An 11,572-nucleotide genomic window follows, 5' to 3' on the forward strand; every position below is an offset into this window, starting at 1 on the left:
CCGGGGCTTCGTGTTCACGGCGGCATCGGTTGCATCAGCGACACCGAGCTACGGCTCGACGCGAACCACGCCGAGTTCGTACGCCCGGATCACCGCGAGAACGCGATTCGGCACCTCGAGCTTCATCAGAATGCGCCCGAAGTGAGCTTTCACCGTCGATTCGGTGACGTGGAGGGCCGCCGCGATCTCTCGGTTGGTCAAACCTCGACCGACGAGTGCGAAGACGTCCCGTTCCCGGTCCGAGAGCGCGTCGAGCTCGTGGGCGCGGGCCGGCGCCTCGTCTCTCGCCAGGTGGGGCACCGCGATCTCGATGAGCTTCGCCGTGACGCGCGGCGAAACGACCGCGTCCCCGGTGACGACCGCGCGCACCGCGGCGATCAACTCGTCCGGGCGCGTGTTCTTCAAGAGGAACCCTGCGGCTCCGGCCTGCAGCGCGCCGAAAGCGTACTCGTCCACGTCGTAGGTCGTGAGCATGAGCACGCGCACGCCGGGATGCCTGGCCGTGATCTCGCGGGTCGCCTCGATGCCGTCGGTCCCCGGCATGCGCACATCCATCAGCACGACGTCGGGGGCGAGCCGCCCGGCCGCCCGAACGGCCTCGGCGCCATCTGCGGCCTCGCCGACGACCTCGATGCCGGGGTGCGCGTCCAAGACGAGTCGGAGCCCGTATCGGACGAGATCCTGGTCGTCGGCGATCAGGAGTCGGATGACGTCGGAGTCTGCCCCCGCGTTCGTGCCCGTGTGCGCTTCGCTCATTGCTCCTCCAGCGAGAGACGAACAGAGACCTGCCAGCCGCCGCCGGCCAGCGCGCCGGACCGCACCTCGCCGTCGTAGAACATCGCGCGCTCCTGAATGCCGACGAGGCCTCGCCCATGTCCCACAGCGGCCGGAGCTTCTGCGGAGCGGTCGGTCACCACGATGCGCGCCTCGTGCTCGGTGAACTCGAGGCGAACGCGCACGTCGCGCACGTCTCGCGCGTGGCGCAGCACGTTCGTGAGTGATTCCTGCACGATCCGGTAGACGGTCAGCCCGACAGCCGAGTCCGCTTCGGGCGCCCCCGCCTGCTCGAGTCGCAGGGGAAGGCCGGCGGCGCGAAACTCTTCGATGAGTGCCGGAAGGTGGCGCATGGTGGGCGGCTCCGGCATCGGCCGCCCTGCTCCTGAGTCGTCGCGAACGGCGGTGAGGAGGCGTTTCACCTCGGACAGGGTGCGTCGGCCGGTCTCCGCGACCCGGCCCATCACACGCCTCGATTCGTCGGGACGCGCGGCCGCGGTGGCTTCGGCTCCATCGGCGAGCGCGATCATCACCGCCAGACTGTGCGCGATGACATCGTGCATCTCCCGGGCGATGCGCTCCCGTTCGCCGGCCGCTGCGATACTGACGTCCTGCTCCGCCCGTTCCATGATCGCGCGAACCTGCCGATTCCGATGCCCGGCATTGATGCCGAGCAGCGAAGCGATGAGCATTGCGGCTATGAAGACGATCGAGACGCTGAGCCAGTCCGTCGGCCAGCTCTCCCAGTCGACCCGAAGCGCGAGTCCGTGCACCGGCGGGCCGAGGCGCACGCGGAATGCGGTGATCAGCGCACCTGCGCAGGCGACGAGCGCTCCGACACCCAGCGCGGCCCAACCACGACGGCTGCCGAACTCCGCCCCTGCGCGGTACAGCGCGATCAACGCGAGCGCGATCTCCGCTCCGGATCCCGCGGCACAGGTGAGGAGCAGGAGACTCAGGACGACAGCGAATGCGACGATCGGTCGGCGGCGCCAGAGGCAGAGCGTCGCGGTGCCGGCCGCGCACAGCAGCACCAGCGGCCCCGCCGGCGTTCTCAGCTCGGACTCGAGCGAGAGGTAGCCGAGTACGGCGGAGATGCTCAGGTAGACCACCAGGGCGAGCACGTCGCCGCAGGTGAAGACGCGTGGGGGCCGGTTTCGCTGCGCGCTCATGCGTCCCGTCTGCGCAATGCGATCGCCCCCGCAGTCAGGGCGAGCCCGGCGGAGACGGCGGCGATCACCCACCCTGCTGCTGTGCTGATGTGACCCGACCACAGGTCGAGGAATGGCCCGGAGCCATCGCTCACCCGGCTCATCGCGTCACCGGCATTGCCGAGCAGCGTGATGCGGATGAGGCGAGAGAGCAGGCCGTATGGGAGCACCGAGCTCAGCACCGGGATGAGCAGCGTGGCCGCGAACACGATGACGGAGCCAGCGGTGGTGGACCGCACGAGAGCTCCGACGCCGAGCCCGAACAGGCTGCAGAAGCCGAGGTACGCGGCCGAACCGATCAGCGCCGGCGCCACCCCGGGGCCTGTGAGGGGAGCGGCGAGTCCGTGCTCGGCGTAGAACGGATACGTGGCGGCCCACGTGCCGAGCGCGGTGATGAGTGCGACTCCGGTGACCGCGGAGCCTGCGACGATCGCCTTCGCCCAGAGCACGCGCAGGCGATCGGGAACCGCGACGAGGGTGAGCTGAATCGTGCCGGAGGAGTACTCGGCACCGATCATCATGACACCGAGGATACCGGCGATGATCTGCCCGCTGATCACCATGGGCATGGTGACGTCGCCCATCGTCCGTTCGAGTGAAGGGACCGACGGCACGCCCGAGGATTCGAGCGTGGCGGCGAGGAAGAGACTGCCGGTCATCCCGATGAAGAAGATGCCCCCGAGGGTGATCAGTGAGGCGGGGATGCTGAGGAGTTTGATCCATTCCGAACGGAGGACGCAGGCGAATGCGGGGCGGCGGGTGCGCGCATCCGACCGGTGCGCGGGTGCGGTCAATGTCATGAGTTCGCTCCTGAAGGGCTCGTGGTCGCTCGGTACTCGGTCGCCGCGGCGGTGAGCGCCAGGTACGCATCTTCGAGGGACCCCTCGACGGAGGTCACTTCGTGCAGCACGATGCCCGCCGCAGCAGCAGTGCTGGCGACCTGTTCCGCCGACAGGTGCTCGACATCGATCGCACCGTCGGCGCGAATCGACACGGTGACGCCGGGCGCTGTCAGTGCCGTCATGAGACGTTCGACCTCGTGCGTGCGCACGCGCACGGAGGACGGGGTCGCGCCGGTGATGACGTCGCGCATCGAGCCGTCGGCAAGGATCGCGCCGCGGCCGATCACGATGAGATGATCCGCCGTCTGCGCCATCTCGCTCATGAGATGCGACGACAGCAACACGGTCTTCCCCGCTGCAGCGAGCTGCCTCAGCAAGGCTCGAATCCAGAGGATCCCCTCGGGGTCGAGTCCGTTCGTCGGCTCATCCAGGATGACCGTCTGAGGATCCCCGAGCAGCGCCGCGGCGATACCGAGACGCTGGCCCATGCCCAGTGAGAATCCGCCCACCCGTCGGGTTGCGACCGCATCGATGCCCGTGAGCTCCATGACCTCTCCGACGCGGGCCCGACCGATGCCGTGCGTCGCCGCGATCGAGAGCAGATGCTTGTACGCCGTGCGGCGCTTGTGCGCGGCGCGCGCATCGAGCAGCACGCCGACCTCTCGCAGGGGCGCTGGCAGGTCGCGATAGGCGCGGCCGTTGACCTCGGCGATCCCGGCGCTCGGCTGATCCAGCCCCACGATCATGCGCATCGTCGTCGACTTTCCCGCGCCGTTCGGGCCGAGAAAGCCGGTGACCTTTCCCGGTCGCACCGTGAAATCGATCCCGTCGACGGCTGTCTTATCGCCGTACCGTTTCGTGAGCGTCTGAACTCGAATCATGATGCACCTTTCGCTTGCATCCGACGCTACGGAGAGCCGGGCGCAGGCGCATCGCCCTGGAGTCTGCACATCGCTCCGGCGACCAGTACCTGGGTCTACACGGAATCGGCGGCAGCGGGAGACCCACGTCCGAGTTCTCGGCGCGGAGGACAGCCCTGCGCGGAGACGCATCGTCGAGACGTAGGTCTCGCATGATTCGTCAGCACGGTCGTCGCTACGCCCCCGTCTCACCCCTGCAGGATGAAGTCGTCTGAGAATGGCAAGGCCACCTGACACCCTGGCGGGAGACACGCAAGTGAGAGGACAGCACAATGTCATTCTGGGAATCGTTCTGGTCCGTCGTCGGGTGGTTTCTCTGGGCGGCAATCTTCATCGCCTACTTGATGGCGCTCTTCTCCGTGCTCGCAGATATCGTTCGGGATGAGACGCTCAAGGGGTGGGCGAAAGCGATCTGGGTCGTCTTTCTCATCTTCGTACCGTTTCTTACGGCGCTGGTCTATCTGGTCGCTCGTGGAGACGGGATGAGTGAACGCACCGTCACTGCTGCTCGGAGAGCTCAAGAGGGCGTTGACGAGCGCATCCGCTCAGTCGTGCGTGTCGACCCAGCGACGCAGATCGAGAAGGCTGCGGCGTTGCTGCACGCCGGTACGATCACGCAGGCCGAGTACGAGCAGCTCAAAGCACGCGCGCTCGCCTCTTAGCGGAGGGCTGGAGAGATGAGTCTGGGACCGTCGGATGCAGGCTTCGCCTTCGGGCCCATCGAACTCAACGTGATCTCGTTCGCTGCCGCTGATCCTCCCTCTGACCTGCTCGCCGCCCTGACAGAGCTCGTATGCCACGGCAACGTTCGAATTCTCGACGTCGTCCTCGTCGCAAGGTCAGCGACGGGGACGACGGGGTTTCGTGAGCTTGAGATCGAGGATCCCAATCTGACCAGGCTCACGCTGCACGCTCGGGGATTGATCTCGGAGGAAGACCTGGACGTGCTTGCGCAGTGCGTCCCACGAGCCAGTACTGCGGCCGTCGTCGCCCTCGAACCCACATGGGCGCGGGAGTTCGCCGAACGAGTACTCGACACTGGGAGCGTGCTCGTTGCGACCGTGCAGATTCCAGGCACGGCAGTGAACGCGGCGATTGACATCGCGCTCGAGGGCTGAACATCGCGACGTCGACTACGAGAAGAAGCGCACCGCTTCGCGCCTGCTGGCGACCCCGAGCTTGCGATAGATCGACCGTTGATGCGTCTTCACCGTGTTGATGGAGACCCCGAGCACTTCGGCGATTTCGTGCATCGTCCTTGTGGTGCGCAGTTGCGAGAAGACCGTATTCTCGCGCTCCGAGAGCTGATCTTGCGGGCCAGCAGCGGCACGAAGGGACAAGCACTCGGAGATGAAATACTCGTACCGAGTGCCCCAAGCCAAGTGCTCGGTGAGCAATTTGCGCATGGGAACCCCAGCCCCGGAGAACGGGCGGCGGATCCCCTCGGCGGACGCGACTTCGAGCGCCTGCTCGACGAACTCGTGAGCGGGTGCCTCGAGGCCCCGCTGCTGACGTACGAGCGCATCCGCGACGAGCTTCATCGCGCTGATGTACGAAGCGGCTAGGTGCTGTTCCAGTCGAGCCAACATCTCCGCTGCGAGATCCACTCGGCCAGCGCGCAGCGCAATCCCGGACAGGAGGACGCCGACGAGCGGAACATCAGTCGAATCGGTGTAATGCTCGACCACTCTCATAGCTTGTGCACGATGTCCGGCGGCTTCGTGGAGTGCGGCGCGGGAGACATTCTGAAAAACGGACCACGACGATTCTCGCTCCTTCAAGTGAGGGGGCGCCTGCAATTCTTGTGCGGCCCGGTGGCACGACTCAGCGTCGCGGGAAGCTGCGGCGGTGAACGCGAGCATCATTCGCGCCATGCTGGGGATGGCCAGCTCAGAATCGCCGGCCCGAAGGGCGCGCGTGAACTCGGTCCGAGCGCGTTCCAAATCGTCACCCCAGTAGGCGATTTGCCCGGCAGCGGCCGCCGCAGCCGCTGGCGCTCCATCGTTCCCCGTCCCGGGCGCAACGTCTCCGGTGTCTTCACGACCCTCGAGAACGACGCGGGCCTGCTGCTGCTGCCCCGCCCATGCCAGTGCGTACGAAAGATGATCGAGCGCGCGACGAGCGAGCGCGTCATTGCCGACGGCATCGGCTTCCAATGCGGCCGATGAGAACAGCTGGATGGTGACTTCGGGCGAGCGGTGCAATTTGAGCTCGGCGAACGCCAAGAGGTATGTGAACACTGCGCGAGAGCGCGCCGACATTGATATCGGGGCCTCGAGCTGGTCGCGCGCGTGGGCTGTGATGCGCGCGAGTTCGTCGCGTTCAACTGCGAGCTGCAAGAGCACTTGCACACGGATCATCTCGTATTCGCTGCGATCGGCGAGGTGCACAGCACGCGCCTCCGCGTGGGCGAGGAGCATTCGCGCCACTTCGCTCGCTCCGCTGATGTCTTGAGCACAGGCCCGAACGAGCAGTACGCGCGGATCGTCGTCGAAGGGTTGCGGCAGCGAAGCGCACCAACGAAGAAGCGCCCGCGAATCGGGCCCGACGACCAGTTCCGGCCAGTGCTCGAGCATCGTCGTGATCGCCCTCTCGACTGCATTCGCCTGCAACGAATATGACATCGAGAGAAAGGGGCTGTTCTGCTCGACGAACGCTGCCGCACGTGCATTGGCGGTGCTGAAGAGCTCCGGTCGGGTCGATTCCAGGATCGCTCGGCAGTTTCGCGCGAATACTGCGTGCCAGCGATACACCGGACCCCCGGGCGCATCATAACGATCGATGAAGAGTCCGAGGCGCACGCATCGTTCAAGCAATTCCGCACTATCGCTTCGTCCGGAAACAGCTGCGGCCAGGTCTGCGCTCATCTCGGCACACACCGACGTGACGAGGGCGAACTCCCCGATTTCCGGAGGGGCCGAGGAGAGGAGGTAATCGTTGACGTACTCACGCAAGAGCAGCTGGTCCGGATCTCGCTTCGCGCCCGGACGAACACCGGTGATCTGCACCAGGCGGATGGCAATCGGCCAGCCCTGAGTCTCTTCGAACGTCGTCTGCGGATCGGCGGGAAGCGAGAGACTGTTCGACAGGTTCGTGATCTCGTCGATAGTGAATGCGAGATCATGCGCACGAATCATGAGATGCGGGCGGCTCAGGACGAGCCTGTTCAGTGCGATCTCAAGATAACTCGTGCCGATGACGATCAGTCGGAGTGGACTGCCCTGCAACTCGATGAGCGCTCCGAGGAGACCCGCCCGGATCTGGTCGCGAGCGCGATGCGCGTCGTCGACGACGAGATAGACGGGCGACCGCACCTCTCGCAGCGCATCGACGAGGAGGCCGAACAGCGCTGCCGGATCGGTATCCCTTGACGCGATCGCGCGGAGCGACTGGAGGTCGCCCGTAGCATCGGCTTTCGCAAGCTCTTGCAATGCGTGCACGATCTCGATGCCGATGCGGGTGCTGTCCGTGTCGAGCGGGCCCAGCGTGAGCCAAGCGACGCGGCCCGGATGCGCCGAGGCCCACTCGCTCACGGCGGATGTCTTTCCGTAACCGCTGGGTGCAAGGACAAGCACCGGCTCGTTCGAATCGACTCGATGCTCAATCAGAGCGACGACTCGTGGGCGGTCGATATGAGCCCGCTGACGCTGAGGGGGCGCACGACGGATCCACTTTTCGCGATGCGCTTCCCCGTGCGACATGGCCTCAGTGTAGCTTTGGACACGCTCTGTGCAACAGGGTGCCGTTCATCTTCGGCGGGTCACAGCTGAGCGCGGGGGGCGCGATACGCGTCCGGGGAAAGTCCTCCAGCTTCACGAGAGGAGTTTCCCTTTCGCAGTGGCGAACTCCTCCTCGGAGAGCACTCCGGACTGCATCAGCGCGGACAGCTGCTGCAGTTGCTCCGCGATATTGGCTCCCGATGCAGCAGCCGAGGCGGAAGCGGAAGGCGTGCCGGGCGGCGGCTGGTACTGCGCCGCAGCATTCCGCGCTGCCTCGTCGACCTGAGCCTGCCGCTGGGCCTCCTCGTACTGCTGCTGCTCGTACTCCGCCTGAGATCTGCGCTGCCTGGAATTGGCCACACCATTGGAAACCGCTGAAGCGGTGCCCGCGACCACCGCGGTACGTGCGGCCAATCCGAGGAGCCCGGGCCGACCGAATCTACGCATGGGCATGTGAGTCTCCTTCTTCTTGCTCGACTACTACTGACTGCTCGGCTAGCGCTTCCTCGGCGGTATCGAGCAACGCGTTGACGATGGGGGCGCCAACACGTTCACTGAAGAGCACTGCTCCTCCTGAAGAGGCGAGCTTCTCGGCGAGCTCGCGCTGGTACGTGAGCTCGAGCGCAACGAGCGCCGCAGAGCTGCCAGGGGCGATGGCCTCTGCGAGGCTCTCGACATCCTCAGCCCCGATGAGACCCGAGGCAAGCGGTGATGCACCGTTCAGATCGAGGGCGCCACCAGCGTCGACCTCGATCGTCTCGATGGCTCCGTCATTCGACTTCGTCACCAGAAGGACATCGAGGAGACGGACCAGACCGGTGTCGAGGAGATCTCCGAGTGCTGCGCGCACCTCGGGGCTTGGCACCTCGCCCGTGAAACCGACGAGATAGAGCTCGACGGGCCCGTATCGGAAGTGGGTCATGAGTTTCCTTTCTCAAGTTCCGGAGTCACGAAGTCGACTCCGGATCGATCCCGGGTTCCGCAAGTGCTGCCACTGCGGCTCGGTTCGTGGCGAAGACCCGCTGTCCGTCGAGAATGCCCAGTCGCGCGAGCCTGTCTTGAGATGCGGGGCGCAGTCGGCTGAAGGCGAGCAGCACCTCTCGGTCGGCGAGCCATCCGGTGAGCCCTTCGAAGGCTTCAGCCGCCGTGACGTCGGTGTCGGTGACCGCCTCCATGTCGATGACGACTGCGCGCACCTCTCGCTCGCCGGCGGCCGTGACAGCTCGCTTGACCGCGTCGGTGCACACGGCCCCGTTGGCGAAGAACAGGGGAGCGGCGATGCGGATCACGATCACTCCCGGCGCCGTCATGGAGCCTGGTGGGGCGTCGTCGAGCAGCGACTCCTGCGGATCGTCGTCTGCGGCGAGTACATCAATGGCGGGGGACGCGGCGCGCTTCGCCAGGTTGATCAGAGCGAGGACGAACGCGACGAGAATGCCGGGAATCGATCCGACGAAGAGGGTCACCGCGAAACATATCGCGCCGACCATGAACTCGAAGCGGTCGCGCCTCCAGAGTTGGATGAATTCTGCGACACCGAGCAGCGGCAGCACGGCCACGGCGACGATCGCGCCGATCGCCGGCGAGGGGATATCGGCGAGCAGCCCGGTGCCGAAGAGCAGGAGGAGGAGCGTGCCGACGGCGAGCACGAGCGACGGGAGCTGTGTGCGCGATCCCGCCTGATCCATGGCGGCGGTGCGGCTGGTCGACGAGCCGATCGCGAAGCTCCCCTGCGCACCGGCGGCGATGTTGGCGAGACCGAACGCGAAGAGATCACGATTCGGCTTCGTGGTGTAGCGGCGCTTCTCGCCGTATGCGCGTGAGACGAGCAGGCCCTCGGCGGTGGTGACGAGCGTGAGGGCGATCGCCGAGGGAACAAGTGCGAACCACTCCAACCACGTCAGCACAGGCCAGGTGAGCGTGGGAGGGCCCGCAGGCACCTCGCCGAGCACTGCGACGCCCTGCTGATCCAACTGAGCCACCACCACGACGATCGTGGCAACCACCATCACCACCAGCGCCCATGGAACCGCCTTCGCGATTTTGCGACCCACGAGAAGTATCGCCACTGCGACACCTGCAATCAGCATCGACCAGCCATTCGCGGTTCCGATTCCACTGAGCAAGCCCCCGAGCTTCTCGAGAAACTCCCCACCGGATTCGATCTGCACCCCGAGCATCTTCGCGACCTGCGAGACCAGGATGTCAAGCGCCAATCCGCCGACGAAGCCGACCAGGATCGGTTTCGAGAGGAAGTTCGCGAGGAAGCCGAGCTTGAAGAACGCCAGCAGTAGGAACAGGACACCACTGATGATCGCCTGCGCGAGTGCCATCGTCATGTAATCTTCAGTGCCGGCTGCGGCCAGACCGCCGATCGACGAGGCGACGAGCGCGGCAGCGGCGGCATCGGGGGATGCGACCACCTGCCGGGACGAGACGACAAGCGCATAGATGACGGTCGGCACCACGAGCGCATACAGTCCCGCTGTCGGGGGGAGGCCGGCGATCTGCGCGTAACCGATATTGAGCGGGATCGCGATGGCGAGCAGAGTGACTCCCGAGAGCAGCTCGGTGATGAGGTTCGATCGGGTGAGGCCCACCAGTGGTCGTTGCACGGTCTGCTCCCGTCGATCCCGATCCTCGTGTACGCGTCGTCTCATCGTGTCTCGCATCGGAACCCGTAGATGTCTCCGCTCACCCGCCGAGGGTGACGCTGGACTCCTTCGCATCCCTCATTCCTCTCGGTTCCGTAGGTTTTATCGGCTCACCGGCTTCCGAATCTGAACCCGGTCGTCGCGCGATCTCGAGCAGCATCAGCACGATGAGTACGGCGACCAACGTTCCGACCACGCCGCCGACAGTGATCGGTCGATGCACAAACAGCAGGATCACGCCGAACCCGATCGCAGCGACGATGATCGCCGAGCGCCACCGCTCGACGGCTCGGCCGAAGGATCCCGTGCCGATCCCGCGGCGATCCGCGGCGCTGCGGGCCGCGGCGAACCCGCTCTCGGCGGCGCCGCGAATCGCCAGTGCCGAACGAGACGACCCGGCGAGCCATCCACCGATTCCGATGAAAAGGCTGAGCACGATCAGAGCCAGCACTGTCGAGGCGAGGAGCAGCGTCAGCTGGTCGAACAGAACGCGAGCCGTTGCCGAAGGCATCACCGAAGGGCTCACGGCCCCCACGAAGACCTGCTTGCCGATGCCGAGGCCGGCCGCGAGCAGGAGGAAGGACATCGCGAGCCCCGCACCCGACCAGGCAATCGCACGCGTGCGCTTGCGCGCGGCGACGACCCCTGCGACGAGGAGCGCGAGCACTCCCCAGGGCAACCAGTAGCCCGCCGAGACCGCAACCTGGTAGAGCGAGCGCACCAGCACGAGAGAGTCGGCACTCAGAATCGGGATGGAGCGTTCGACCTCGGGAATGTTCGCAGCGAATCCGAGCCCCTGCTCCACGAGCACCGTCTTCACCTCACGTATCACGGTGGCGAGCTCGAGCGAGAGCGTGCCGTCATCGGAGAGTTGCAGCGCAGCATTGGGGTCCCCCTGGATGACGGCAATGGCGCGTTGGTGCGTTTCACGAAGCGCGGTTTCCCACAACTGTGCGAACTGAGGAGAAACAACCACGCGCTCGACGCCCGATCCGAGCAGAGACCGCACGCCCGCTGCCGCCGGATTCTCGAGCAATGACAACGCGGTCAACGCGCGTGGGGGGAGGTCGAGCTGAGCGATGCCGTCGAAGACCTCGCCCACCATCCCGTCGATGTCGACATTCTCCTCGATGCCGTCCACCACCTGATCGGAGACGAATGCCTGGACTTCGGGCTGCTCGGCAAGTGGAGCGAACGTCTCCACGAAGCGTTCGGTGTCGACGAGCTGGAGCCGTGCCCAGGTGCCGAGCACGGCGACGGGTGCGAGGATGACGCTCACGAGCACCAGCACGAATGCCAGAGCGGAGCGACCGCGACCGGGACGGCGACGGGACGAAGGATGCTCGGCGGCCTCCTGCAGCGTTCGATTCCGCGCTTCGAGGTCGGCCACGTACGCCTGCAGCGTCTCGATGTCGTGCTGATTTGGCATGAGGTCCCCGTTCGCCCAACCGC

Annotated in this window: 11 protein-coding genes; 2 read left to right on the forward strand and 9 right to left on the reverse strand. The window is 65.8% G+C overall.

The features are described from left to right. Window positions 1–48: 48 nt before the first annotated feature. The 4 genes from JE033_RS14270 to JE033_RS14285 are packed head-to-tail and all read right to left on the reverse strand — an operon-like array spanning window position 49 to window position 3,708. A complete protein-coding gene (locus tag JE033_RS14270) occupies window positions 49–756 on the reverse strand; it encodes a response regulator transcription factor (protein ID WP_200332507.1) in 708 nt (235 codons plus the stop codon). Further along, on the reverse strand, window positions 753–1,946 hold the full coding sequence (locus tag JE033_RS14275; protein ID WP_200332508.1) for a sensor histidine kinase: 1,194 nt from the start codon (window positions 1,944–1,946) through the stop codon (window positions 753–755). The genes JE033_RS14270 and JE033_RS14275 overlap by 4 nt, the downstream gene beginning before the upstream one ends. Further along, window positions 1,943–2,785 carry an ABC transporter permease gene (locus JE033_RS14280; RefSeq protein ID WP_200332509.1) on the reverse strand — a complete coding sequence of 281 codons (843 nt, stop codon included), beginning with the start codon at window positions 2,783–2,785 and terminating at the stop codon, window positions 1,943–1,945. The genes JE033_RS14275 and JE033_RS14280 overlap by 4 nt, the downstream gene beginning before the upstream one ends. Continuing rightward, the gene (locus tag JE033_RS14285; protein WP_200332510.1) at window positions 2,782–3,708 is read right to left on the reverse strand and encodes an ABC transporter ATP-binding protein; all 927 of its coding nucleotides are present in this window, start codon (window positions 3,706–3,708) and stop codon (window positions 2,782–2,784) included. The genes JE033_RS14280 and JE033_RS14285 overlap by 4 nt, the downstream gene beginning before the upstream one ends. A 311-nt stretch (window positions 3,709–4,019) precedes the next feature. Here JE033_RS14285 and JE033_RS14290 point away from each other — a divergent pair, with 311 nt between their 5' ends. Together JE033_RS14290 and JE033_RS14295 are read left to right on the forward strand one after the other, a co-directional pair. Beyond that, entirely contained in the window at window positions 4,020–4,409 is a 390-nt protein-coding gene (locus tag JE033_RS14290) for an SHOCT domain-containing protein (RefSeq protein ID WP_200332512.1), read from the forward strand. 15 nt (window positions 4,410–4,424) lie between these two features. Next, the gene (locus JE033_RS14295) at window positions 4,425–4,865 is read left to right on the forward strand and encodes a DUF6325 family protein (RefSeq protein WP_200332514.1); all 441 of its coding nucleotides are present in this window, start codon (window positions 4,425–4,427) and stop codon (window positions 4,863–4,865) included. Window positions 4,866–4,880: 15 nt separating this feature from the next. Here JE033_RS14295 and JE033_RS14985 read toward each other — a convergent pair whose 3' ends face one another. The 5 genes from JE033_RS14985 to JE033_RS14320 all read right to left on the reverse strand — a co-directional run bounded on the left by JE033_RS14985 (window position 4,881) and on the right by JE033_RS14320 (window position 11,549). Further along, window positions 4,881–7,448 carry a LuxR C-terminal-related transcriptional regulator gene (locus tag JE033_RS14985; protein WP_370567983.1) on the reverse strand — a complete coding sequence of 856 codons (2,568 nt, stop codon included), beginning with the start codon at window positions 7,446–7,448 and terminating at the stop codon, window positions 4,881–4,883. Between the two features lie 111 nt (window positions 7,449–7,559). Beyond that, a complete protein-coding gene (locus JE033_RS14305) occupies window positions 7,560–7,919 on the reverse strand; it encodes an SHOCT domain-containing protein (RefSeq protein ID WP_200332518.1) in 360 nt (119 codons plus the stop codon). Continuing rightward, window positions 7,906–8,388 (reverse strand): DUF6325 family protein, encoded by a 483-nt coding sequence (locus tag JE033_RS14310; RefSeq protein WP_200332520.1) that lies wholly within the window; start codon window positions 8,386–8,388, stop codon window positions 7,906–7,908. Before JE033_RS14310 ends, JE033_RS14305 begins: the two co-directional genes overlap by 14 nt. Window positions 8,389–8,413: 25 nt before the next feature. Then, window positions 8,414–10,081, reverse strand: coding sequence for a solute carrier family 23 protein (locus JE033_RS14315; RefSeq protein WP_200332522.1), 1,668 nt, complete (start codon window positions 10,079–10,081; stop codon window positions 8,414–8,416). 79 nt (window positions 10,082–10,160) lie between these two features. After that, window positions 10,161–11,549 (reverse strand): hypothetical protein, encoded by a 1,389-nt coding sequence (locus JE033_RS14320; RefSeq protein ID WP_200332524.1) that lies wholly within the window; start codon window positions 11,547–11,549, stop codon window positions 10,161–10,163. Window positions 11,550–11,572 lie beyond the last annotated feature (23 nt).

The sequence above is a fragment of the Leucobacter sp. L43 genome (genome assembly GCF_016597785.1).
Lineage (GTDB): Bacteria > Actinomycetota > Actinomycetes > Actinomycetales > Microbacteriaceae > Leucobacter > Leucobacter alluvii.